Raw genomic sequence first — 22,997 nt, 5'->3', positions numbered from 1 at the left:
GGCAGCGATGGGATCAGGGGGCGGCCCAGGATGCGAAGGTGGCGCGGGCGGCCTCGATGGTGGCGGTGATGTCTTCGGCCGTGTGGGCGGCGCTGACGAAGCCGGCTTCGTACAGCGCGGGCGCGAGGTAAATCCCGCGTTGGAGCATGCCGTGGAAGACGCGATTGAAAGCCTCCTTGTCGGTGGCCATGACCTGCCCGTAGTTTTGCGGCAGCTCACGCGCCAGGAAGAAGCCGAACATGCCGCCTTCGCAGTCCACGGCGAGGTCGATGCCGGCTTCGCGTGCGGCGCTTTGCAGGCCGTCCACCAGCATGCGGGTGCGCTCCGACAGTGCTTCGAAGAAGCCGGGTCGGCGGATCTCGCGCAGCGTGGCCAGGCCGCAGGCCGTGGCCACCGGGTTGCCCGACAAGGTGCCGGCCTGATAGACCGGCCCCAGCGGCGAGAGCTGCTCCATGATGGCGCGCGGGCCGCCAAAGGCGGCCAGCGGCATGCCCCCGCCGATGACCTTGCCGAAGACGCTGAGGTCGGGCCGCAAGCCCGGGATGAGCCGGCCGTAGAGCCCCTGCGCGCCGTGCAGACCCACGCGGAAACCGGTCATGACCTCGTCGAAGATCAGCAGCGTCCCATGCCGTGTGCACAGCTCGCGCAGCCGGCGCATGAACGGTACGCTGGCGCGCACGAAGTTCATGTTGCCGGCGATCGGCTCGATGATCACGCAGGCCAGCTGCGTGCCGTGCTCGGCAAACGCGGCCTCCAGTTGATCGAGGTTGTTGTATTCCAGCACCAAGGTGTGCTGCACCGCCTCGGGCGGCACGCCGGCACTGGTCGGGTGGCCGAAGGTGGCCAACCCGGAGCCGGCCTTCACCAGCAGGGCATCGGCATGACCGTGGTAGCAGCCTTCGAATTTGATGAGCTTGGGTCGGCCGGTGGCTCCGCGCGCCAGGCGGATCGCGCTCATGGCGGCTTCGGTGCCCGAACTCACCAGCCGCACCTGTTCCACCGAGGGCACCAGATCCAGGATGGCTTCGGCCAGTTCGATCTCGCGCTCGGTGGGCGCACCGAAGGACAAGCCCTCGGCCACGGCGCGCTGCACGGCCTCCACCACGGCGGGATGGCCGTGTCCGAGGATCATCGGGCCCCAAGAGCCGATGTAATCGATGTAGCGGCGGCCTTCGGCGTCATAGAGATACGCGCCCTGGGCCCGCGTGATGAAGCGCGGTGTGCCCCCGACGGCGCGGAAGGCGCGCACCGGCGAGTTGACGCCGCCGGGGATGACCCGACGTGCGCGTTCGAAGAGTTGTTCGTTGGTGGCCATGCGAAGCGAGAGTCGGAGCCGACGGGCGCACCCGTCGGCGGGGTTTTGTGTGTCAGTGGACGTGACGCCGATCCGGCGGGGCGCCATCCTCGGCCTCGTCGGCAGGCTCTGGTGAGCCCTCGGCCGGTGGCAAAGCCCAGAAGAACCGGTCGGGAATCACCGCGCCCATGCCGGGCCGGAAGCCGGCATCCAGGGTTTGGTCCAGGAAGGCCAGGGCCTCGGCGGCTGCGGCGGTGATGTCCGCCCCGTTGGCCAGCATGGCCGTCAGGGCGGCCGACAGGGTTTCGCCCGCGCCGACGAACCCGGCGTCGAAGCGCTCGAAACGTTCGCCGCTGATCGGCCCGTCGGCCGTGGCCAGGACGTTGTCGACGAAATGGTCGGGCAGTTGGATGCCGGTGACCAGCACGAAGCGCGTGCCATGTTCGGCTGCCGCGACGGCCAGCTCACGCGGGGAGGCTGGCCGATCGGCATCCCAGTCGGGCAACAAAAAGTCGGTGAGGGTCTTGTGGTTGCCCACGAGCACCGAGGCCTGCGGCAGCACCAGTTCGCGGAACGCGTCGTGATAGGCCTCGTGGGCGGATTCTTCCATCCAGGGCAGGCTGGGCAGGTAGGCCACCAGGGGCACGTCGGGGTAGTCGGACAACACCTCGGCGACCACGCTGATGATTTCCGCGCTGCCGAGGAAACCGACTTTCCAGGCAGCGATCGGCGTGTCCTCGAGGATGCTGCGGGCCTGCTCGACCACCGCCTCATCGTCGAGCACGTGGTGATCGAACACTTCGGCGGTGTCTCGCAGCAAGATGGCCGTGACCACCGGCAAGGGGTGGGCTCCCATGGCGCACAGGGTGGCCACGTCGCCACCCAAGCCGCCTGCGCCACTGGGGTCGTTGGCGTTGAAGCTCATCACGCACGGCGGGGCGGCGGCGTCCTCGGGGGCGTCGGGGGCCGGGTCTTGGGGGGTTTGGGACATGGATGCGGGCCGGTGCGGTGGGCGAGGGCGGTCGGCAGGGAACTTCACATGAACAATCACGTGTAAGTTCGCACAAACCCTCGCGGTTTTGTGTGTTCACAAGGCTACAATGCCTCGCATCATTGTAGTGAAACTGATACAAAGTGAGCGAGTCTCGAACCTGGATGTGCCTGATTTGCGGATGGATCTATGACGAGGCCGCCGGCGACCCTGAGCATGGCATCGCCCCGGGGACTGCCTGGGCCGATGTGCCGATGAACTGGGTTTGCCCAGAATGCGGCGCTCGCAAGGAAGACTTCGAAATGGTGCAGATCTAGCGCGACAGACGCGAGGACAGCCAGTTCAAGTCGTTGAGGAGAGGGCTTCAGTGAGCGATACCGCTGCTTCGAACGGTCGGGCCATGCCTGCGGGGGCCACCAAGGTGCTTGTCATCGACGACAGCAACACCATTCGCCGCAGTGCCGAGATCTTCCTCAAGCAAGGCGGCTACGAAGTGGTGCTGGCTGAGGACGGCTTCGATGCGCTGGCCAAGGTCAATGACCATGAGCCGCATTTGATTTTTTGCGACATCTTGATGCCGCGGCTCGATGGGTACCAGACCTGCGCGATCATCAAGCGCAATCCCAAGTTTTCTTCGGTGCCGGTGATCATGCTGTCATCCAAAGACGGTTTGTTCGACAAGGCGCGCGGACGCATGGTCGGCTCGCAGGATTACCTGACCAAGCCCTTCACCAAAGACCAGTTGCTCCAGGCCGTGGAACAGCACCGCCGCACCGCATGAATCCCGGGGCGCCCGACTGCCGGCGCCCTTTCTCATTGCATCCGTTTGCACGGGGGCACCTGTGGGTCAGCCCCGATCGAGTGAGGTAAAACGCCATGCCAGTCAAAAAGATCCTGTTGGTCGACGACTCGAAGACCGAACTGCATCATCTGTCCGAACTGCTGACCAAGCGCGGCTACAGCGTGCGTACGGCCGAAAACGGAGAGGAGGCTTGGCGGCGTCTGGCCGAGGACAAGCCCGACCTGATCCTGATGGATGTGGTCATGCCCGGCCAGAACGGCTTTCAGCTCACGCGTTCGATCACGCGCGACCCCAACTATGCGGACGTGCCGGTGATCATGTGCACGAGCAAGAACCAAGAAACCGACAAAGTCTGGGGCATGCGCCAAGGCGCGCGCGACTATGTGGTCAAGCCCGTGGACGCCGAGGAACTGATCAACAAGATCCGCGCCTTCGACTGATGAGACGTCGCGGGCACGGCGGCACGCAGGTGTCAGACCGCACCCGAGCAAGCACAGACATACACCATGGCGAACAAAGAAGCGCTGCGTGAGCTGCAAACCCGGTTGGCCGAGCGTTTGCAGGCCGCTCGCACCGAGGCGCGCACGGCCAACTGGTTGGCGGTGGAGTCTGCAGGACGGCGGTTCCTGCTGCCGCTGCAAGAAGCCGGCGAGATCTTCCCGTTTTCATCCTGCGTGAGCGTGCCGCATACATCGCCCTGGTTCCTGGGCGTGGCCAATCTGCGTGGCGGCCTGCATGGCGTGGTCGACTTGGCGGCCTTTTTGGGTTTGCGGGCCGCCAACATGGCAAGCGCCGACGGCTTGCGTGAACAGGCCCGATTGATCGCGCTCAATCCGTCGTTGGATGTCAATTGCGCCTTGCTGGTGGAGCGGCTGGCCGGTCTGCGCAGCCGCGAGCAGCTCCAGCCGGCCGACGACGGGGTCGATGAGCGTGCGCCGCGGCCCGGCTTCGTGGGTCAACGCCTGCGCGACGCCCAGGGGCGCGTATGGCAGGAGTTGCACCTGGCCGCGCTGGCGCGTGACGAGGCATTCCTGAGGATCGTGGGCTGACGGGGCGCCTCGCGCGGCGACGACCGGCCTGCTATGAGTGACGTTCGAGCAGAAAGCTAGAGGGGATATGAGTTTCATCAGCAAGATCACCGGCAAAGGCAAGAAGGGGCCGGGCGAGGACTCACTGGGCAAGCCGTACGACGGGGCCTCGGACGAGCTGCCTTTGCCGGGGGCGGATGCGACGATCAGCCTGGAGACGCGGCCCAACGGGGCGTCCTCCACCGACAAGGACTCCTCCATCATCTCCGAGGTGGCGCCCTCGGAATTGCCTGGCGAGTTTGCGCAAACACGCATGCAAGCCGGCGAGGCCGTGGAGTCCCGTTCCCGGCTGCCCTTGATCGGCCACTTGCCGGTGGCCCAGCAGCAGCGGATCCTGGGTGCGCTGACCGTGCTGGGTGTGGTCGGCCTGCTGGCGGTGGTGGGCATTTCGCAGAACAATGCCAACAACGTGGCAGCGCAGGTGCGCACCACCGGTGAGGCGCTGATGCAGTCGCAGCGATTGGCCAAGTCAGTGTCTCAGGCCCTGGTGGGCAACCCGCAGGCCTTTGCCGAGGTGCGCGAAAGTGCCTCGGTGCTGGCCGCTGGCGTGCGTGGTCTGCGCAACGGTGGAGCGGATCTCGTGCCGGTGGCCCCGGATGTGCAGCCGGCCCTCGAGCCCATCATGCCGCTGGTCGACCGCGCCGAGAAGAATGCCGGCATCGTGTTGTCGCAGCAGGAGATCTTGACGCAGGTGGGGCAAGCCTTGCGCACCATCAACCGCCAGTCGGCCGACCTGCTGGAGATTGCCGAGACCATCTCCTCGCTGAAGCTGCAGCAAAATGCCTCGCCGGCCGAAATCTCCGCCGCAGGGCAGCTGGTGATGCTGACGCAGCGTATCGGAAAGTCGGCCAACGAGTTCCTGACGATGGAAGGCGTCTCGCCCGAGGCCGTGTTCTTGCTCGGCAAGGACTTGAACTCTTTCCGTGAAATCGCGCAAGGCTTGCTGGAGGGCAGCGCCGAACTGCGCTTGCCACCCACGCGCGACGAGCAGACCAGGGAACGCCTGCAGGCCTTGCAGGCGCTGTACGAGCAAACCCGCACTCAGGCCGGCGCCATCTTGGGCAACCTCCAGGGGCTGGTGTCGGCCCGCGAAGCCCAGGTGGTGATCATCGACGACTCCGAGGCCTTGCGTAAGGGCTTGCAAGAAGTGCAGACGCTGCTGTCCGAAAAGACCGGCTTCGGCACCGTCAACCTGATCGTGTTGTTGACCTCCATCGTCTTGGCCTTGGTCGGCATTCTCGGGCTGCTCTATGTGTACTTCCAAGCCGAACGTGCGCGTGCGCTGCTGGCCGAGCAGCAGCGCTTGGAGGCCGAGCGGCAGGAGCAAGAAGCCAAGCGCATCAATGATGCCAACCAGGCGGCCATTCTGAGGCTGATGAACGAGTTGCAGACGGTAGCCGAAGGCGACCTGACGCAACAAGCCACGGTGACCGAGGACATCACCGGTGCCATTGCCGACTCGGTGAACTACACGGTGGAGGAACTGCGCACCCTCGTGGCTCAGGTGCAGGGTACGGTGACGCGGGTGACCGAGACCACGCAACAGGTCGAGGCCACGTCCACCGAACTGCTGGCAGCCTCGACCGAGCAGCTGCGTGAGATTCGTGACACGGGTGAGTCGGTGCTCCAGATGGCCAGCCGAATCAACGAAGTGTCGGCACGAGCCCAGCAATCGGCCCAAGTGGCTCGTCAGTCGCTGTTGGCTGCCGAGCAAGGCTTGCGGGCCGTGCAAAACGCCATCGGCGGTATGAATGCCATTCGTGAACAGATCCAGGAAACCTCCAAACGGATCAAGCGGCTGGGCGAGTCCTCGCAAGAGATCGGTGAGATCACCGAGCTGATTTCCGACATTACCGAACAGACCAACGTGTTGGCGCTCAACGCCGCCATCCAGGCGGCTTCGGCCGGTGAAGCCGGGCGCGGCTTCTCGGTGGTGGCCGAGGAAGTGCAGCGGCTGGCCGAGCGTTCCGCCGATGCGACCAAGCAGATCGCCGCGCTGGTCAAAACCATTCAGACCGACACGGCCGATGCCGTGGCGGCCATGGAGCGCTCCACGCAGGGCGTGGTGGAAGGGGCCAAACTGTCGGACCACGCCGGCACGGCGCTCGGTGAGATCGACCGCGTGTCGCGCCAGCTGGCCGAGCTGATCGAGGAGATTTCGGCCCAGGCCTCCCGTGAAGCCGAATCGGCCAACATCGTGGCCGGCAACATTCAGCACATCTTCGCGGTGACCGAGCAAACCGGTGAGGGCACACGCTCGACGGCGCAACTGGTGCGTGAGCTGTCCAAGACCGCCGAAGAACTGAAGCAGTCGGTGGCGCGCTTCAAGATCAGCTGAGCAGGGTGGGGCACTGGATGGACAGCAGCAACCGAGACAGTCGGACCGGCGACGACCTCAGCGCCCTGGCCTGGGTTCAGGAGGAGTTGCGCAAGTCGCTCGACCATGCACACAAGGCCTTGCGCCGTTTCCTCAAAGAGGCCCACAGCGCTGCCGGCTCGGACGTCGACGCGGTCGATCCGTCGGTCCTGAGAACCGCGCGCCAGCAGATCCACCAGGGCGTCGGTGCGCTCGAACTCGTGGGGATGCCGGCTGCAGCCAATGTGCTGCGGGCCAGCGAGGCGGCCATCCAGCGCTACATCCAGAAGCCCCAAAAGCTCGACGCCGCAGCGGTCGAGACCCTCGAGAAAGCTTCGTTCGGCTTGTTGGACTACCTCTCGCGCGTGCTGGCGGGCCGCAAGGTGTCCAGCGTGTCGTTGTTCCCCCAGTACCGCGCGGTGCAGGAGCTGGCCGGGGCCGATCGCATCCATCCGGCCGACCTGTGGAGCGTCGACTGGCATTGGACCGAAGTGGCCGATGTCGCCGGGGTTGGCCCGCGCAGTCCCGATGCGACCACGCGAGGCGAACTCGAGGCGTTGCTGCTGACGTTGATGCGGGGACGGTCCACGGCCCGTACGGCCCAACGCATGAGTGATTTGTGCGCCGGCCTCGGGCACAGTGCGCCGACGATGCACGCGGCCACGTTCTGGCGGCTGGCGGCGGCCTTCTTCGAAGCCCTGGCTCAGGGCCTGTTGCCGCTGGACGTCTACAGCAAGCGTGTGGCTTCGCGCATTCTGGCGCAGTTCGGCATGATCGAGCGCGGCGAGTCGGCCGTCTCCGAGCGCTTGGCGCAGGATCTGCTGTTCTTCTGTGCCCAGTGCCGTCCTCAGGAGGGGGCGGCCCCGCGTGTGCAGGCCGTGCGTCGCGCCTATGGTCTGGAAGACCATGAGCCGGTGGACTACGAGGTGTCGCACCTCGGCCGCTTCGATCCGGCGTTGTTGGTGCAGGCGCGCAAGCGTGTGGCCGCCGCCAAGGATGCCTGGTCGGCCGTGGCCGGTGGGGAGATGCATCGCCTGACCGGCTTGAACGAGCAGTTCAGCCTCGTGGGAGATTCCCTGCGCAAGATTTACCCCGCCGGTGAGTCTTTGGCCGAAGCGCTGATGCGCGCGGCGGCGCAGACGGTGGAGTCGGCCGCGGCGCCTGCGGCCGCACTGGCCATGGAGGTGGCCACCAGTGTGCTGTATCTGGAGGCCTCGCTCGAGGATGCGGACTTCGATGACCCACGGCTTGCAGAGCGCAGCCATCGCTTGGCCGAACGCATCGAGTCGGTACGTCAGGGGCAGCCCGCGCAGCCGCTGGAGCCCTGGATGGAGGATCTGTACCGCCGGGTGTCGGATCGCCAGACCATGGGCAGCGTGGTTCAGGAGCTGCGCGCTTCTTTGGCCGAGGCCGAAAAGCAGATCGATCAGTACTTCCGCCATCCGTCCGATCGCTCCGTGCTGGCGCCGGTGCCGGACCAACTGGCCGCCATGCGTGGCGTGCTTTCGGTGCTGGGCATGGATCAAGCCTCGCAGGCCGTGCTGCGCATGCGCGACGTGGTCGACGAGTTGTTGGCCACCGAGGTCGATCCGCAATCACCGTCGGCAGTGGCCACCTTCGAGCGACTGGCCGGCAATCTTGGGGCGCTGGGCTTCCTGATCGACATGCTCAGCTACCAGCCACAGCTGGCCAAGTCGCTGTTCACCTTCGATGCCGAGCGGGGGGAGCTGCGCCCGGTGATGGGTCGCTCGACCGAGCCGCCGGCGCCGGCAGTGACGCTGGTGGAGCCCCGGCTGATCGAACAGGCCCAGGCCTTGGCCGCCCAGGTCGAGCGTGAAGATCTCTCGCTCGAAGCCCTGTCGGCCGAGCTGCAGCGCTTGTCCGACCAAGCCATGGTGGCGGACCAGCCGTCCCTGGTCGAGCCGTTGAATCAGGCCCATGCCGCCGTCGAGCAGGCCGCTCGCGGCCAGGCCGATCTGCAGACGGTGCGCGAGCAAATCGTGCAGGCGGTCACCGATTTCGTGTCCACCGCCTCCGATGCGGCGACCCTGGCGGCCGAGCCCGTTGCTGCGGCGAGCGCCCCGGCGCCTGACGGGCGCTCGGGCCTGGAAGACGACGACGAGATGCGAGCCGTCTTCCTCGAGGAGGCCCAGGAGGTCATGGCCACGGCCGGGGCGGCCTTGGACCTGTTGACCCGCGCGCCCGACGACATCGAGCAGCTGACCACGGTGCGTCGCTCGTTCCACACGCTCAAGGGCAGCTCGCGCATGGTGGGCCTGCACGACTTCGGCGAAGCGGCCTGGGCCTGCGAGCAGCTGTACAACACCTGGCTGGCCGATCAGAAGCCTGCCACCGAGGACTTGTTGGCCTTCACGGGCGAGGTGCTCGATTATCTGGCCGCCTGGGTCGGTGAAGTCGCTGCGCGGGTGGAGCCCACGCATCACAGCGCCCCGGTCCGTGCGGCAGCCGACGCGATGCGTCTGGAGGGGCGGCGTCTGCCCGTGCATGCGCCGGGTGGACCGACGGCGGTATCGATGCCGGCGGAGTTGCCCGCGGCCGAACCGGTGGCGCCGCAAGCCGTGCCGGTGGACGTGCCGGCCTTGCACTTGGACCTGTCCGCGTTCGAGGATGCCGCAGCGCCCGTGGCGCCTTCCGAGCCGGCCGCTGCCGAGCTGCCGCTGGCGGTCGAGGACGAGCCGGTGCGCGAACCCTTGCCCGAGGTGAGTCTTGACTTCGGCAGCCTGGACCTGGATTTGGGGCTCATCGAAGCCTCCGAGCCTGCAGCCGCTGCGCCGCAGTCCGCCCAGCCGGGGCCCTTGCAGAGCGTGGCACCGACCGAAGGCGCCGAGCCAGCGTCCCACCCGGCGCAACCGAGTTCCGAACCGGTGAGCGACCAGGTCAAGATCGTCGGGCCCTTGCGTATCGGCATTCCGCTGTTCAACATCTATTTGACCGAGGCCGACGAGCTGTCGCGCCGGCTGAGTACCGAACTGGCCGAGTGGGCCTTGGAGCTGGACCGCCCGGTCGGCGAGGCTGCCATCGCCCACGCGCATTCGCTGGCGGGTTCCTCGGCCACCGTGGGCTTTACCGATCTGTCGCAATTGGCGCGCCGTTTGGAACATGCGCTGATGCGCGTGCAAGCCATCGGACGTGGCGATGCCGAACAGGCCCGGCTGTTCGTCGATGTGGCCGACGAGATCCGTCGCTTGCTGCATCAGTTCGCCGCGGGTTTCCTGAAGGAGCCCTCGCCGGAGTTGCTGGCGCGTTTGGACGAGCATGAGCAGCAGTTGGCCCATGCGCTGGAGTCGATGCAGGCGGGGGGCGAGCTCCAGGACTCCACGCCGGGCGTGCTCCAGGATTCCACGCCGGGCGATTTGCTCCCGCGTGACCAAGCCACTGCCCGGGCTGAAGCCGAATCGGTCGGTGAGGCTGTCGGGCCGGCGGACGGGGAATTGGCCGCGCCGAGCTCGTCGGCCGAGCCGCCGTCTCGGTGGGATGCGCTGCCCGACTTGGGGCGCGCCGAGCTGCGGGACTTGTCGTCTTTGCCGAACTGGGCCCAGACCCAGGCCAAGCATGTCACCGGACTGCCTGGCCAGGGGCTGGACATCGACGACGACATCGATGCCATCGATGCGGTCGATGCCGACCTGTTCCCCATTTTCGAAGAAGAGGCCCAGGAACTGTTGCCTCAGCTGGCCAGCCAGTTGCGCGAATGGCTGCAGCAGCCTGGCAATGTCCAGGCGGGCCAGGCTTGCATGCGCACCTTGCACACCTTCAAAGGTGGCGCTCGTCTGGCCGGGGCGATGCGTTTGGGCGAACTCGCCCACCGCCTCGAGACCTCGATCGAACGCCTGCTGGCCCGTGGGGATGTGACCGCCGAGGAGGTGGAGCCGCTCCAGGCCCGCGCCGACGTGATCATGGCGGTGTTCGAAGCGCTGCGTCGCCAAGATGCCCAGGCCTATGCCGACGCCACGGCGGCGATTCAGGCCAGCCCCGAGGACGCGGCGGTGCTGGAGGCCCCGTCCTCGCCCTCGCCTTTGATGGAACACGTGGACCTGCCGATCGAGGAGCGGCCGGCCGAAAGCGTGGCGGCGACGGATCGCGGTCCTGCCCCTGCGCCGGAAGGGGGGGCGGCGCACGCTGCTGCGTCCGATGTCGAGCCGGAGATCGACTGGTCGCGGTTCGTGCAGACGGCCTCTGGGGCAGGGGCCGTCCAGACGGCCACGGCACGTGCCGCGGTGCACACTGGCCAAGCGGCCGTGCGGGTGCGCGCCCAGTTGCTCGACCGCTTGGTCAACCAGGCCGGCGAGGTGAGCATCACGCGCGCCCGGCTGGAGTCCGAGGTGCGCCAGATCAAGGGCTCGCTGAACGACTTGACCGACAACCTGGAGCGCCTGCGCCAGCAGCTGCGCGACATCGAATTGCAAGCCGAAACGCAGATGGCCTCGCGCATGGAGCAGGCCAAGGCCGAAGGCTTGGCTTTCGACCCGCTGGAGTTCGACCGCTTCACCCGCTTCCAGGAAATCACTCGCATGATGGCCGAGTCGGTGAACGACGTGGCCACGGTGCAGCGGGCGCTGCAGCGTGCGCTGGAGACCACCGAGGATGAGCTGGCGGCCCAGGCCCGTCTGACACGTGAATTGCAAGACGACCTGCTGCGCACCCGCATGGTCGAATTCGAAGGCTTGTCCGAACGTCTGTACCGTGTCGTGCGGCTGGCGGCCAAAGAAACCGGCAAGCAGGTGCGCTTGGACATCGTGGGCGGCTCGATCGAAGTCGACCGCGGCGTGCTCGACCGCATGACCGCGTCTTTCGAACACTTGTTGCGCAATTGCGTCACGCATGGCATCGAGCTTCCGCAAGATCGGGTGGCGGCGGGCAAAGACCCGGTCGGAACCATCGTCGTGGCTTTGCACCAGGAAGGCAACGAAGTGGCCATCGAGTTCCGTGACGATGGGGCCGGCCTGAACCTGGCGCGCATCCGCGAGCGAGGCCGGGCCATGGGCCTGATCGGGCCGGATGAAGACCCCAGCGATGCCGATCTGGCCAACCTGATCTTCACGCCGGGCTTCTCCACGGCCGAGACGGTCACCGAACTGGCCGGCCGCGGCGTGGGCATGGATGTGGTGCGCTCGGATGTCCATGCCATGGGGGGCCGTATCGAAACCGCCACGGCACCCGGACAAGGCACGAGCTTCAAGCTGGTGCTGCCGCTGACCACGGCGGTCACGCAGATCGTGATGCTGCGTTGTGGCACCGTGACGGTGGGTGTGCCGGCCAACCTCATCGAGATCGTGCGGCGCGCCACCCCCGAGGAGGTTCAGCGGGCGTACGAGACCTCGGTCTATCTGCTGGGTGAGCAGATGCTGCCCTTCTTCTGGCTGGGTGCCTTGCTGCAAGCCAGCGGTCGCGGTCAGGAAGGGGGGCGCACGCAGCCCATCGTGGTGGTGCGCAGCGCCCAGCAGCGCGTGGCCCTGCATGTGGATGAGGTGCTGGGCACGCAGGAAGTGGTGGTGAAGAACCTGGGGCCCCAGCTGTCGCGACTGCCGGGTCTGGCCGGCATGACGCTGCTGGCCTCGGGGGCGGTGGCGCTCATCTACAACCCCGTGGCCCTGGCCACGGTGTACGGCGAGGAGGCCCGGGCCCTCACCGCGGCGGCGATGCAGCCTGGGGCCGAGGCGCAGCGCCAGGCCGACGCGGTCGAACGCCAACGGGCTGCGGCTGGCGAGCCGACCACGCCGCTGGTGCTGGTGGTGGACGACTCGCTCACGGTGCGCCGCGTGACTCAGCGCTTGCTGGCCCGCGAGGGCTACCGCGTGGCGTTGGCCAAAGATGGCCTGGAGGCGCTGGAGCGGCTGGCCGAGGAGCGTCCCGCGGTGGTGCTCAGCGACATCGAGATGCCCCGCATGGACGGCTTCGACCTGGTGCGCAACCTGCGGGCCGATGCGCGTCTGGCCGATTTGCCGGTCATCATGATCACCTCTCGCATCGCGCAGAAGCACCGCGACTACGCCGCCGAGCTCGGGGTCAATCACTACCTGGGCAAGCCCTACAGCGAGGAGGAGCTGCTGGCATTGATCGGCCGATATGTCGCTCAAGCGGCCAGCGCCGAGCCGGTGCACTGACTCTGGACGGAGGGTGCCGCACATGCCTCGCACCGTCCCGTCGGCCATCGACCACCTGGCGGCCCTCACGGGCTACCGGGACCGCGATTTGCTGGACGTGACCCTGGCCCATGCCTTGATGGACCTGCTGGCGCCACTGAGCGTGGCGGTGTACAAGCTGGTCGGGGATGAGGTCGATCAACGCTGGCTCTTGCGTGCTCGGATCGATGCCGGGCAGCCGACGGCAGTGTCCGATCCGCCCTGGGTGGCTTTCGAGACCCTGCCACCGCGCGACACTCTGCCGCAGCACGAGGCCAGCCTGCGCCGACAGGCCCTCGTGGAACTCGGCCCAGACCCTCAGCAGAACCCGCCGATGGCAGTGACGATCTTCCCGCTGGTGGCCGACGGGGAAGGCTTGGGGGTGATCGAAGTGCGCACGGCGCAACGCTTGACGGCCGCCATGAAGCGCATGGTCGGCAGCATTCTGCGCATTTATCGCAACTTCCATGGTCTGCTCGACTACAGCGAGCGCGACACCCTGACCGGCCTGCTCAACCGCAAGACCTTCGATGAGGCCTTCCTCAAGACGGCCCACCAAGGCGGCGCTGCGGTGGCCGCCTCCGATGGCGATCGCCGCCACGGCGGGCTGGGCCCGACCAAGCACTGGCTGGGGGTCGTGGACATCGATCACTTCAAGCATGTGAACGATCGCTTCGGCCACCTCATCGGTGACGAGGTGCTGCTGTTGGTGGCCCGCATCCTGCGCAACACCTTTCGCTTCCACGACCGGCTCTACCGTTTCGGTGGCGAAGAATTCGTCGTGCTGCTGCGCTGTCCCCAGGAGACCGATGCGGCCCATGCCTTCGAGCGCCTGCGCGCCAACATGGAGGCCTACACCTTCCCTCAAGTGGGGCGGGTGACGGTCAGCATCGGCTTCACCGAAGTCCAGCCCGGCGATGCGCCCAGCGCTGCGTTCGAGCGGGCCGACCGCGCCGTCTATCACGCCAAGCAACACGGCCGCAACCAAGTCTGCAACCACGAGGCCTTGGTGCGCAGTGGCGTGCTTGCGCCCAGTGGCAAGGTCGGAGACATCGAGCTGTTCTAAGGCTTGGAGCGTCCCACTTCCTTCACCACGGCATAGCGAGCCAGCGTGCGCTGGCGCGCCTGTTCATGCTGGACCAGCGGTGCCGGGTAGGTGGTGCCCAGCGTGATGCCGGCGGCAGCCAGGTCCACGGGCCGTGCCTTCCACGGCGCATGCACCAGCGCGTCGGGCAGTCGTGCCAATTGCGGCAGGTAGCGGCGAATGAAACGGCCGGCTGCGTCGAACTTCTCGCTTTGGGTCACCGGATTGAAGATGCGAAACCACGGCTGCGCATCGCAGCCGGTGGAGGCTGCCCACTGCCAGCCGCCGTTGTTGGCCGCCAGGTCGAAGTCGTTGAGCTTCTCGGCGAAGTAGCGTTCGCCCCAGCGCCAGTCGATGCCCAGATCCTTGACCAGGAAGCTGGCCGTCACCATGCGCAGGCGGTTGTGCATGTAGCCGGTCTGGTTGAGCTGGGCCATGGCCGCGTCCACCAGCGGGTAGCCGGTTCGCCCCTCGCACCAGGCGCGAAACAAGGCCTGGGCGGCTTTGCCTTGTTCCCAACGGATGCGGTCGTATTCCGGGTGGAAGGCACGGTTCACCACATGCGGATGGTGGTACAGGATTTGATGATAGAAATCGCGCCAAATCAGCTCGCTCAGCCAGACTTCGGCGCCCCGGGAGCCGGCCTGCGCACGCTGCCAAGCCAGGCGGACGAGCTCCCGAATCGACACCGTGCCAAAGCGCAGATGCACCGAGAGATAGCTGGGGCCTTTGATGGCTGGGAAATCCCGGTTCTCGTGGTAATGGTCGATGCGCCCCAGGAAATCCTCCAGCAGCCGGCGCGCACCGCAGCTGCCGGTGGGAATGGGCAAGTCGTGTAAGCCGCTGCTGGCAAAGCCCAGCGCGGCCAGCTCCGGCACGCCGGTGCGCAGGGCTTCGGGGCGCGGGGCCAGCGCATCGGCATGACGGGCCACCGGATAGGCGTACAGGTCCTCGGGTCTGAGCTTCTTCAGCCACGCGGTTTTGTAGGGCGTGAACACGCCGTAAGGCGTGCCGGCAGCCGTCAGCAGTTCGTCGGCCTCGAACACCACCTGATCCTTGCTCGAATGCCAAGCGATTCCCGCCTCGGCCAGGGCGCCTCGCACACGGGCATCGCGTTCGCGTGCCGCAGGCTCGTAGTCGTGGTTGGCATAGACCGCTTGGACCTGGAGCTGGCGCGCCAGTGCGACGATTTCCTCGCTGGCGCGTCCGTGCCGCACGATCAACCCTCCGTCTTCGCGGCCGTGGCTGCGGGCCAAGTCGCGCAGCTGAGCGTCCAGATCGACCAGGCTGTCGCGAATGAACTCGACCCGGCGATCGGTCCGGGGCAGGGGGTCGAGGATGTCCGTGTCGAAGACGAACGCACACCACACCTGCCGCGCCGAGCGCAGCGCATGGTACAAGGCGGCATGGTCCTGCGAGCGCAGGTCCCGGCGGAACCACACGAGTGCGGTGTCAAGGGACTTTTCCATGGGGTGCGATGTTGGCAGAGGAATAGAATTCCGACCATGGCTGCAGACCACCGTATCGACCTGACCAACCAGTTCCTGATCGCCATGCCCGGCATGGCCGACGACACCTTTGCCGGTGCGGTGGTCTACCTGTGCGAGCATACCGACAAGGGGGCGCTCGGCTTGGTGATCAACAAGCCCATCGACATCAAACTCAAAAGCCTGTTCGAGAAGGTCGATCTCACACTCGATCGGCCGGATCTGGTCGACGAGCCGGTCTATTTCGGCGGTCCGGTGCAGACCGAGCGCGGCTTCGTCTTGCACGAACCCCTGAGCGACGAAGGCGGCCACTACAACTCCTCGCTGCGGATTCCAGGCGGCTTGGAGATGACCACCAGCAAAGACGTGCTCGAAGCGCTTTCTCACGGCGCAGGTCCGAAAAAGGTGCTCGTCACGCTGGGCTACAGCGGCTGGGGCGCCGGTCAGCTCGAAGACGAAATCGCCCGCAACGGCTGGCTCACCGTGCGGGCCGAGCCGTCCATCATCTTCGACACCCCAGTCCATCACCGCTACGAGCGCGCGCTGTCTCTGCTGGGCATCGACCCTGGCATGCTCACCGGCGAGGCCGGTCATGCCTGAGCGGGCTCGGCAGTTCCTGGCCTTCGATTTCGGCACGAAGCGCGTCGGGGTGGCCAGCGGCAACACCTTGCTGGGTCTGGCTCAGCCCTTGGGCACCGTGACGGCCCAGGGCGAGGCCCGTTTCGAGGCCCTGGGTCGCTTGATTCGACAATGGCAGCCCGAGGCGCTGGTGGTGGGCGTGCCCTTCCACCCCGATGGGGCCGAACACGAGAACACCCGTCGCGCGCGGCGCTTCGCGCGCCAGCTCCATGGCCGCTTCGGTCTGCCGGTGCACGAGGTCGACGAGCGCTACACCACCACCGAGGCGCTGGCGGCCGGCGCGCGTGACGCCGATGCGGCGGCCGCCTGCCTCATCCTCGAGCAGTATCTGCGCGAGGCCACTCGGGAGACCCCTCCATGACCATGCTGCACCTCGATGCCGAGGCCTTGTATCTCGAATTGCGCCAGGGAGTGCGGTCCCTGCTGCGCTCCGACGCCGTGCTGGTGGGCGTGTGGTCGGGCGGGGCTTGGCTGGCCGAACGCCTGCAGCGCGACCTGGGCCTGCCCGGGGAGCACGGCGTGATTTCCAGCGCCTTGCACCGTGACGACTTCGGCTCGCGTGGCTTGTCCGGCGCGGCCGATCACACTCGGCTGCCCTTCGAGGTCAAGGATCGTCACATCGTGTTGATCGATGACGTGCTCTACACCGGGCGCACCACCCGGGCCGTGCTCAACGAACTCTTCGACTTCGGCCGCCCGGCCAGCGTGACCTTGGCCGTGTTGGTCGATCGGGGGGGACGCGAACTGCCCATCCAGCCGGCGTTTTCCGCCGCTCGCGTGAGGCTGCCGGCCACTCAGCGCCTGCGCCTGGCCCGCGACGCGGCCGGCCATTTCAGTTTCGACCTCCAGACCGCCCAGCTCTGAGCCCAGCAACGACGCCGCCCATGCTCTACAAACGCAACCCGCAGCTCAACAAAAACGGCGAGCTGATTCACCTGCTGTCCATCGAGGGGCTGCCGCGCGACGTGATCCACCACATCTTGGATACCGCGGGCACCTTCCTCAGTGTGAACGAGCGCGAGGTCAAGAAGGTGCCGCTGCTGCGCGGCAAGAGTGTGTTCAACCTCTTTTTCGAGAACAGCACGCGCACGCGCACCACCTTCGAAATCGCGGCCAAACGCCTGTCGGCCGACGTGCTCAACCTCGACATTGCCCGCTCGTCCACCGCCAAGGGCGAAAGCCTGCTCGATACCATCGCCAACCTCAGCGCGATGCATGCGGACATGTTCGTCGTGCGTCACAGCGAGTCGGGCGCGCCCTATCTCATTGCTCAGCACTGCGCACCGCATGTGCATGTGGTCAATGCCGGCGACGGGCGCCATGCCCATCCCACGCAGGGGCTGCTGGACATGTACACCATCCGGCACTACAAGCGCGATTTCACCCAGCTGACGGTGGCCATCGTGGGCGACATCGTGCACTCACGGGTGGCGCGCTCGGACATTCATGCGCTGTCCACCCTGGGAGTGCCAGAGATTCGCGCCGTCGGCCCCAAGACCCTGGTGCCCAGTGACTTGCGCGAGATGGGCGTGCGTGTGTGCCATGACCTCAGGGAAGGCCTCAAAGGCGCCGACGTGATCATCATGCTGCGCCTGCAAAACGAGCGCATGAGCGGCGCGATGTTGCCCAGTGCCGGTGAGTTCTTCAAAAACTTCGGGCTGACCCCTGAAAAGCTGGCCTGGGCGGCGCCCGATGCCATCGTGATGCATCCTGGGCCCATCAACCGTGGGGTCGAGATCGACTCGGCCGTGGCCGATGGGGCGCAAAGCGTGATCTTGCCGCAAGTCACCTTCGGCATTGCCGTGCGTATGGCCGTGATGTCCATCATTGCCGGAAACGAAGCATGAAGATTCTGATCAAGAACGGCCGCCTGCTCGATCCGGCCAGCCAGACCGACCGCGTGGGAGACCTGGCCATCGCGGCGGGTCGCATCGTCGCGTTGGGCGCCGTCAGTGCGGACTTCCATCCCAACCGCACCATCGACGCGCAGGGCCTGGTGGTCGCCCCGGGGTTGGTCGATCTGGCAGCACGGTTGCGCGAGCCCGGGCATGAACACGAAGGCATGCTCGAAAGTGAAATGGCCGCGGCGGTGGCCGGGGGCATCACCAGCCTCGTCTGTCCACCCGACACCGACCCCCCGCTGGACGAGCCCGGCTTGGTGGAAATGCTCAAGTTTCGTGCCCGCAACCTCAACCAGGCCCGGGTGTATCCGCTGGGGGCACTGACGCGCCAATTGGCCGGCACCACGCTGACCGAGATGGCGGAACTCACCGAGGCCGGCTGCGTGGGCTTCTCCCAGGCCGAAGTGGCCTTGGCCGACACCCAGGTGTTGCTGCGCGCTCTGCAGTACGCCGCCACGTTTGGCTACAGCGTGTGGCTGCGTCCGCAAGACGCCTACCTGGGCCGCGGCGTGGCCGCCAGCGGGCCCGTGGCCACCCGGCTGGGCCTGTCCGGCGTGCCGGTGGTTGCCGAAACCATCGCCTTGCACACCATCTTCGAGCTCGTGCGGGCCACGGGTGCGCGTGTGCACCTGTGCCGTCTGAGCAGCGCCGCGGGCCTTGCCTTGGTGCGCGCCGCCAAAGACGAGGGGCTGCCGATCACTTGCGATGTCAGCATCAATCACCTGCACCTCACCGATGTGGACATCGGCTACTTCAATGCCGACATGCGTCTGACCCCCCCGTTGCGCCAGCAGCGCGACCGCGATGCCATCCGCCAGGGCCTGGCCGACGGTACCATCGACGCCCTGGTGAGCGACCACACCCCGGTCGATGACGACCAGAAGACCTTGCCCTTTGGCGAGGCCGAGCCCGGCGCCACGGGCTTGGAGTTGCTGTTGGGCTTGGCGCTCCAATGGGCAGAGGATAGTGGTGCGGGGCTGATGCGGGCGCTGGCCGTGCTCACCAGCGAGCCGGTGCGGGTGCTGGGCGAGGCGCTGGGGTCGCTGGCTTCCAGCACCGGCCGCCTGGTCGAGGGCGGCGTGGCCGATGTGTGCATCTTCGATCCGCTGGCGCGCTGGCAGGTGCGTCCTGAGGTGCTGCGCAGCCAAGGCCGGCACACGCCCTTCAATGGCTACGAATTGCCCGGACGGGTGCGCTACACCCTGGTGGGCGGACAGCTGGCCTACGAGGCGGCCGAACGACACGCCCAGACTACCGCTTGAGCATGCTGCGTTCGCTGCGTGCCCTTGGAAGGCTGCTGCGGGTGGCCGTGCATGTGTTGCATGGCTTGCTCATCGTTCATTGGACGTTCGGCCGGCTCGATGCGGCCGCACGGCGGCAGCGCGTGCAGTGGTGGTCGCGTGCCTTGTTGCGGCATCTGGGCATCACGCTGGTCGTGCGCGGGACGCCCCGGCCAGGGGCCAAGCTCTTCGTGGCCAACCACATCTCCTGGCTGGACATCGTGGCCATCAATGCCACGGCGCCAGCGCGATTCGTCTCGAAGGCCGAGGTGCGCCATTGGCCCGTGCTGCATCGGCTCGTCACGGCCGCCGGCACCCTCTATCTGGAACGCGAAAAGCGCCGTGATGCCCTGCGTGTGGTGCATCAAGTCGCCCAGGCTTTGCACCATGGCGATACCGTGGCCGTCTTCCCGGAAGGCACCACGGGCACGGGCCATCAACTGCTGCCGTTCCATGCCAATTTGTTGCAGGCGGCCATCGCCACTGGCGTGCCGGTGCAACCCATTGCGCTGCGCTACAGCGACCGCCGTGAGGCGATCAGCTGCGCGGTGGCCTATGTGGGCGACACCACCATCGTGCAGTCGCTGTGGTGGGTGGCCCGTGCCGACGGCCTGCAGGTGACGGTCCATCTGCTCGAGCCGCTGGGCACGCACCACGCCGAGCGGCGGGCCTTGGCGCAACGGGCGCGCCAGGCGATCGAGCAAGCCTTGGCGGCTTGAGCCGCTGCGACTTCAGCCTTTGCCCTGGTTGGCCACGGCTGCTGCGGCCTGGGCGGCGGCTTCGGCATCGCCCAGATAGTAGTGGCGGATCGGCTTCAGATCGGCATCGAGCTCATAGACCAGGGGGATGCCGTTGGGGATGTTCACACCGACGATGTCGGTGTCAGAGATGCCGTCCAGGTACTTCACCAGCGCGCGGATGCTGTTGCCATGAGCGGCAATCACCAAACGCCGGCCGGCGCGAATCGAGGGGGCGAGCGTCTCGTTCCAGTACGGCAGCACACGAGCCACCGTGTCTTTGAGACATTCGGTCAGCGGAATGTCCTGTGGGCGCAGCCGCGCATAGCGGATGTCGTGGCGCTGGCCGCGCGGATCATCGGGGTCCAGCGCCGGCGGTGGCGTGTCGTAGCTGCGGCGCCAGATCAGCACCTGCTCGTCGCCGTACTGGCGAGCCATCTCGGCCTTGTTCAGCCCTTGCAACGCACCGTAGTGCCGCTCGTTCAGGCGCCAAGACTTCATCACCGGCAGCCAGGTGCGGTCCATTTGGTCCAGCACATGCCACAGCGTCCAGATCGCTCGCTTGAGCACCGAGGTGTGGGCCACGTCGAAATCGAAGCCGGCTTCCTTCAGGAGTCGCCCCGCTTGTTTGGCCTGCTCCACGCCGGTGGGCGTGAGCTCCACGTCGGTCCAGCCTGTGAAGCGGTTCTCCAGGTTCCAGGTGGACTCGCCATGGCGGATGAGCACGAGCTTGTACATGCGGGCAATCTCCTTGGCAAGACGATGATGAAACGGGCCGTGGGTGCGGCCGGAAAACCGCAAATTCTATAATCCGCCCCCGTTGCAACCCGGCGCGGCTTGCCGCGCCCCTAGTCACCGAGGGCGGACGTTTCCGTGGACTTCTTCATCAACAACTGGATCCTCATCTTGGCGGCTTTCGTCTCGGGGGGCATGCTCGTGTGGCCGCTGGTCACGCGCGGTGTGGCCGGCAGCACGGTCAGCCCCAGCCAGGCCGTGCTCTTGATCAACCGAGAGAAGGGTGTGGTCATCGACGTGTCCGAACCGGCCGAGTTCGCCCAAGGGCACATCAAGGATGCCAAGCACATTCCCTTCGGACAGCTCGAATCGAGCACGCAACTGCCTTCGAACAAGGCCCTGCCCCTGATCGTGGTATGCCCCACCGGTGCACGTGCTGTGCGCGCTGCGGCTACGCTTCGCAAAGTCGGCTATCAGAACACCCATGTGTTGGCCGGTGGCATGGCCGGTTGGCGTGAGGCCAACCTGCCGGTCGAAAAGTCCAGCTGAGGAACAGTCCGTGCCGATCGTGACGATGTACACCACTCAGGTGTGCCCTTACTGCATTCGCGCCAAGCAATTGCTGCAGCAGCGCGGCGTGCGTGAACTGCATGAAATCCGTGTGGATCTGCATCCCGAAGAACGCCTGCGCATGATGGAGCGCACCGGCCGGCGCACGGTGCCGCAGATCTTCATCGGCGACGTGCACGTCGGTGGCTGCGATGATCTGTACGCCCTGGACCAGCGTGGCGGGCTGGAGCCCCTGCTGCGGGGGCAGACCTCCGCTTGAGGTGATCGATTCGTCTGCGGCCTCGGCCATAATCGACGGTCTGCAGCCCGCACACCATCCGTCGGTTGCGGGTTTTTCACTTTCCGAGGACGAACCCCATCATGGCCGAGCAAGACCAGACCCCCGTGTTCCAAATCCAGCGCGTCTACCTGAAAGACCTCTCGCTCGAGCAGCCCAACTCGCCGCAGATCTTGCTGGAGCAGGAACAACCCCAGGTCGAGATCAACCTGGGCGTCGATGCCAACCCCGTGGTCGAAGGCATCTTCGAAGTGGCCGTCACCGCCACCGTGCACACCAAGATCAAGGACAAGACCCTGTTCCTGGTCGAGGCCAAGGAAGCCGGCATCTTCGAAATCCGCAACATTCCGCAAGAGCAGCTCAATCCGATCATCGGGATTGCCTGCCCGCAAATCGTCTATCCCTACTTGCGTGCGGTCGTGGCCGATGCGATCACCCGGGCCGGCTTTCCGCCGGTGCACCTGGCCGAGGTGAACTTCCAGGCCATGTACGAAGCCCAGCAGGCCCAAACACAGACCAACGGCGGCGGCTCGCCCATCATCACCAGCGCCTGATCGTCGGGGTGCGCCATGGCCCTGAGTCTGAGCATCCTCGGCGCCGGTGCCTGGGGCACGGCACTGGCCATCCGTGCGGCTGAACGGCACCCCACGATGCTGTGGGCGCGCGATGCGGCCCAGGTCCAGGCGATGTCGGTGCAGCGCTGCAACCCACGCTATCTGCCCGAGGCGCCTTTTCCGCCGGGCTTGCAACTCACGGCGGATTTCGAGGCCGCTTTGGCGCATGCCGAAGGCGGGCTGCTGGTGATTGCCACGCCGATGGCGGCTTTGCGCGAGACGCTGGCCCGGCTGCCACGCACGGCCCGGGCCTGGTGGCTGTGCAAAGGCTTCGAGGCGGGCACCGGCTTGTTGGGCCACGAGGTGGCGCGCGAGGTCTGCCCCGAGGTCAGCGTGGGTGTCCTGTCGGGCCCGAGCTTTGCGCAAGAAGTGGCGCGTGCTCAGCCCACCGCGCTGGTGGCCGCCAGCACCGACGAAGCCTTGCGAGAGGCGGCCATCGAAGCCTTCCATGGCGAGGCTTTGCGCATTTATCCCTCGTCCGATCCGGTGGGCGTGGAAGTTGGCGGCGCGGTCAAGAACGTGCTGGCCATCGCCACCGGTGTGTGCGACGGCTTGGGCCTGGGACACAATGCCCGTGCGGCCCTCATCACCCGTGGCTTGGCCGAGATGACGCGCCTGGGCCTGGCGCTGGGGGCGCGGGCCGAGACCTTCATGGGACTGTCCGGCCTGGGCGATCTGGTGCTCACCGCCACCGGCGATTTGTCACGCAATCGTCAGGTGGGCCTGCGCCTGGCCCGCGGGCAGGCCTTGTCCGACATCCTGCGTGAACTCGGTCATGTGGCCGAAGGGGTCTATAGCGCGCGCACGGTGGTCCAACGTGCCCGCCGTGCCGGCGTGGACATGCCCATCTCGGCTGCCGTGGTCGAGTTGCTCGATGCCCGGCTGACGGCATCGCAGGCCGTGCGTCTGCTGATGTCGCGTGCCGTCACCGAAGAATTCAAACCCCCGGCCTGAGCCTGTCAGAGGGCCGGCCGATTTTTAGCAGGATCTAGCAGGAAA

The 22,997-nt window shown here is 66.6% G+C and carries 21 protein-coding genes; 17 read left to right on the top strand and 4 right to left on the bottom strand.

Going from position 1 to position 22,997, the window contains the following annotated elements; translation table 11 throughout:
- Nucleotides 1–13 precede the first annotated feature (13 nt).
- Together hemL and thiD are read right to left on the bottom strand one after the other, a co-directional pair.
- Nucleotides 14–1,315, bottom strand: a complete 1,302-nt coding sequence (gene hemL / locus F615_RS0109005) for a glutamate-1-semialdehyde 2,1-aminomutase (RefSeq protein ID WP_019560855.1) — start codon at nt 1,313–1,315, stop codon at nt 14–16.
- Between the two features lie 52 nt (nt 1,316–1,367).
- Nucleotides 1,368–2,285 (bottom strand): bifunctional hydroxymethylpyrimidine kinase/phosphomethylpyrimidine kinase, encoded by a 918-nt coding sequence (thiD, locus tag F615_RS0109000; RefSeq protein WP_026330175.1) that lies wholly within the window; start codon nt 2,283–2,285, stop codon nt 1,368–1,370.
- A gap of 164 nt (nt 2,286–2,449) precedes the next feature.
- Between thiD and F615_RS0108995 the strand changes: the two genes are divergently transcribed.
- The 7 genes from F615_RS0108995 (at nt 2,450) to F615_RS0108965 (ending at nt 13,740) form a co-directional block, all read left to right on the top strand.
- A complete protein-coding gene (locus F615_RS0108995) occupies nt 2,450–2,602 on the top strand; it encodes a rubredoxin (protein WP_019560853.1) in 153 nt (50 codons plus the stop codon).
- An 83-nt stretch (nt 2,603–2,685) separates the two neighbouring features.
- Nucleotides 2,686–3,066, top strand: a complete 381-nt coding sequence (locus F615_RS0108990; protein ID WP_019560852.1) for a response regulator — start codon at nt 2,686–2,688, stop codon at nt 3,064–3,066.
- 95 nt (nt 3,067–3,161) lie between these two features.
- Nucleotides 3,162–3,527, top strand: a complete 366-nt coding sequence (locus tag F615_RS0108985; protein ID WP_019560851.1) for a response regulator — start codon at nt 3,162–3,164, stop codon at nt 3,525–3,527.
- Between the two features lie 66 nt (nt 3,528–3,593).
- Nucleotides 3,594–4,136 (top strand): chemotaxis protein CheW, encoded by a 543-nt coding sequence (locus F615_RS0108980; RefSeq protein WP_019560850.1) that lies wholly within the window; start codon nt 3,594–3,596, stop codon nt 4,134–4,136.
- 67 nt (nt 4,137–4,203) lie between these two features.
- Nucleotides 4,204–6,513, top strand: a complete 2,310-nt coding sequence (locus tag F615_RS0108975; RefSeq protein ID WP_019560849.1) for a methyl-accepting chemotaxis protein — start codon at nt 4,204–4,206, stop codon at nt 6,511–6,513.
- Nucleotides 6,514–6,530: 17 nt separating this feature from the next.
- A complete protein-coding gene (locus F615_RS0108970) occupies nt 6,531–12,656 on the top strand; it encodes a hybrid sensor histidine kinase/response regulator (protein ID WP_019560848.1) in 6,126 nt (2,041 codons plus the stop codon).
- A 22-nt stretch (nt 12,657–12,678) separates the two neighbouring features.
- Complete coding sequence (locus F615_RS0108965) at nt 12,679–13,740, top strand: GGDEF domain-containing protein (protein WP_019560847.1); 1,062 nt, start codon at nt 12,679–12,681, stop codon at nt 13,738–13,740.
- On the opposite strand, the gene F615_RS0108960 is transcribed toward F615_RS0108965, so the two are convergent.
- On the bottom strand, nt 13,737–15,227 hold the full coding sequence (locus F615_RS0108960) for a cryptochrome/photolyase family protein (RefSeq protein WP_019560846.1): 1,491 nt from the start codon (nt 15,225–15,227) through the stop codon (nt 13,737–13,739). The genes F615_RS0108965 and F615_RS0108960 overlap by 4 nt on opposite strands.
- Nucleotides 15,228–15,263: 36 nt before the next feature.
- On the opposite strand from F615_RS0108960, the gene F615_RS0108955 reads away from it, so the two are divergent.
- From F615_RS0108955 to F615_RS0108930, 6 genes are read left to right on the top strand one after another with little or no spacing between them, the layout of a single operon-like run.
- Nucleotides 15,264–15,845 carry a YqgE/AlgH family protein gene (locus tag F615_RS0108955; protein WP_019560845.1) on the top strand — a complete coding sequence of 194 codons (582 nt, stop codon included), beginning with the start codon at nt 15,264–15,266 and terminating at the stop codon, nt 15,843–15,845.
- Nucleotides 15,838–16,245 (top strand): Holliday junction resolvase RuvX, encoded by a 408-nt coding sequence (gene ruvX / locus F615_RS0108950; RefSeq protein ID WP_019560844.1) that lies wholly within the window; start codon nt 15,838–15,840, stop codon nt 16,243–16,245. Before F615_RS0108955 ends, ruvX begins: the two co-directional genes overlap by 8 nt.
- Nucleotides 16,242–16,748: a bifunctional pyr operon transcriptional regulator/uracil phosphoribosyltransferase PyrR gene (gene pyrR, locus F615_RS0108945; RefSeq protein ID WP_019560843.1), complete on the top strand. Its 507-nt coding sequence runs from the start codon at nt 16,242–16,244 to the stop codon at nt 16,746–16,748. Before ruvX ends, pyrR begins: the two co-directional genes overlap by 4 nt.
- A gap of 20 nt (nt 16,749–16,768) precedes the next feature.
- A complete protein-coding gene (locus tag F615_RS0108940; protein ID WP_019560842.1) occupies nt 16,769–17,731 on the top strand; it encodes an aspartate carbamoyltransferase catalytic subunit in 963 nt (320 codons plus the stop codon).
- Nucleotides 17,728–19,047 carry a dihydroorotase gene (locus F615_RS0108935; protein WP_019560841.1) on the top strand — a complete coding sequence of 440 codons (1,320 nt, stop codon included), beginning with the start codon at nt 17,728–17,730 and terminating at the stop codon, nt 19,045–19,047. Before F615_RS0108940 ends, F615_RS0108935 begins: the two co-directional genes overlap by 4 nt.
- A gap of 2 nt (nt 19,048–19,049) precedes the next feature.
- The gene (locus F615_RS0108930) at nt 19,050–19,784 is read left to right on the top strand and encodes a lysophospholipid acyltransferase family protein (protein WP_019560840.1); all 735 of its coding nucleotides are present in this window, start codon (nt 19,050–19,052) and stop codon (nt 19,782–19,784) included.
- A 12-nt stretch (nt 19,785–19,796) separates the two neighbouring features.
- On the opposite strand, the gene gpmA is transcribed toward F615_RS0108930, so the two are convergent.
- Nucleotides 19,797–20,540 carry a 2,3-diphosphoglycerate-dependent phosphoglycerate mutase gene (gene gpmA, locus F615_RS0108925; RefSeq protein ID WP_019560839.1) on the bottom strand — a complete coding sequence of 248 codons (744 nt, stop codon included), beginning with the start codon at nt 20,538–20,540 and terminating at the stop codon, nt 19,797–19,799.
- A 135-nt stretch (nt 20,541–20,675) separates the two neighbouring features.
- Here gpmA and F615_RS0108920 point away from each other — a divergent pair, with 135 nt between their 5' ends.
- From F615_RS0108920 to F615_RS0108905, 4 genes are all read left to right on the top strand, one after another.
- On the top strand, nt 20,676–21,086 hold the full coding sequence (locus tag F615_RS0108920) for a rhodanese-like domain-containing protein (protein WP_019560838.1): 411 nt from the start codon (nt 20,676–20,678) through the stop codon (nt 21,084–21,086).
- A gap of 10 nt (nt 21,087–21,096) precedes the next feature.
- Complete coding sequence (grxC, locus tag F615_RS0108915; protein ID WP_019560837.1) at nt 21,097–21,366, top strand: glutaredoxin 3; 270 nt, start codon at nt 21,097–21,099, stop codon at nt 21,364–21,366.
- Between the two features lie 101 nt (nt 21,367–21,467).
- Nucleotides 21,468–21,938 carry a protein-export chaperone SecB gene (gene secB / locus F615_RS0108910; protein ID WP_019560836.1) on the top strand — a complete coding sequence of 157 codons (471 nt, stop codon included), beginning with the start codon at nt 21,468–21,470 and terminating at the stop codon, nt 21,936–21,938.
- A 21-nt stretch (nt 21,939–21,959) separates the two neighbouring features.
- Nucleotides 21,960–22,952, top strand: a complete 993-nt coding sequence (locus F615_RS0108905) for an NAD(P)H-dependent glycerol-3-phosphate dehydrogenase (RefSeq protein ID WP_026330174.1) — start codon at nt 21,960–21,962, stop codon at nt 22,950–22,952.
- The last annotated feature ends 45 nt before the right edge of the window (nt 22,953–22,997 follow it).

Origin of the sequence: Caldimonas manganoxidans ATCC BAA-369 (assembly GCF_000381125.1) — a bacterium.
Lineage (GTDB): Bacteria > Pseudomonadota > Gammaproteobacteria > Burkholderiales > Burkholderiaceae_C > Caldimonas > Caldimonas manganoxidans.
Note: the sequence above shows the minus strand (reverse complement) of the source record. Positions and strands in the feature narration are given on the sequence as shown.

Coding starts and splice junctions, on each gene's coding strand:
- hemL (WP_019560855.1), bottom strand. CDS start 1,315: ATGGCCACCAACGAACAACTCTTCGAACGCGCACGTCGGGTCATCCCC.
- thiD (WP_026330175.1), bottom strand. CDS start 2,285: ATGTCCCAAACCCCCCAAGACCCGGCCCCCGACGCCCCCGAGGACGCC.
- F615_RS0108995 (WP_019560853.1), top strand. CDS start 2,450: ATGTGCCTGATTTGCGGATGGATCTATGACGAGGCCGCCGGCGACCCT.
- F615_RS0108990 (WP_019560852.1), top strand. CDS start 2,686: ATGCCTGCGGGGGCCACCAAGGTGCTTGTCATCGACGACAGCAACACC.
- F615_RS0108985 (WP_019560851.1), top strand. CDS start 3,162: ATGCCAGTCAAAAAGATCCTGTTGGTCGACGACTCGAAGACCGAACTG.
- F615_RS0108980 (WP_019560850.1), top strand. CDS start 3,594: ATGGCGAACAAAGAAGCGCTGCGTGAGCTGCAAACCCGGTTGGCCGAG.
- F615_RS0108975 (WP_019560849.1), top strand. CDS start 4,204: ATGAGTTTCATCAGCAAGATCACCGGCAAAGGCAAGAAGGGGCCGGGC.
- F615_RS0108970 (WP_019560848.1), top strand. CDS start 6,531: ATGGACAGCAGCAACCGAGACAGTCGGACCGGCGACGACCTCAGCGCC.
- F615_RS0108965 (WP_019560847.1), top strand. CDS start 12,679: ATGCCTCGCACCGTCCCGTCGGCCATCGACCACCTGGCGGCCCTCACG.
- F615_RS0108960 (WP_019560846.1), bottom strand. CDS start 15,227: ATGGAAAAGTCCCTTGACACCGCACTCGTGTGGTTCCGCCGGGACCTG.
- F615_RS0108955 (WP_019560845.1), top strand. CDS start 15,264: ATGGCTGCAGACCACCGTATCGACCTGACCAACCAGTTCCTGATCGCC.
- ruvX (WP_019560844.1), top strand. CDS start 15,838: ATGCCTGAGCGGGCTCGGCAGTTCCTGGCCTTCGATTTCGGCACGAAG.
- pyrR (WP_019560843.1), top strand. CDS start 16,242: ATGACCATGCTGCACCTCGATGCCGAGGCCTTGTATCTCGAATTGCGC.
- F615_RS0108940 (WP_019560842.1), top strand. CDS start 16,769: ATGCTCTACAAACGCAACCCGCAGCTCAACAAAAACGGCGAGCTGATT.
- F615_RS0108935 (WP_019560841.1), top strand. CDS start 17,728: ATGAAGATTCTGATCAAGAACGGCCGCCTGCTCGATCCGGCCAGCCAG.
- F615_RS0108930 (WP_019560840.1), top strand. CDS start 19,050: ATGCTGCGTTCGCTGCGTGCCCTTGGAAGGCTGCTGCGGGTGGCCGTG.
- gpmA (WP_019560839.1), bottom strand. CDS start 20,540: ATGTACAAGCTCGTGCTCATCCGCCATGGCGAGTCCACCTGGAACCTG.
- secB (WP_019560836.1), top strand. CDS start 21,468: ATGGCCGAGCAAGACCAGACCCCCGTGTTCCAAATCCAGCGCGTCTAC.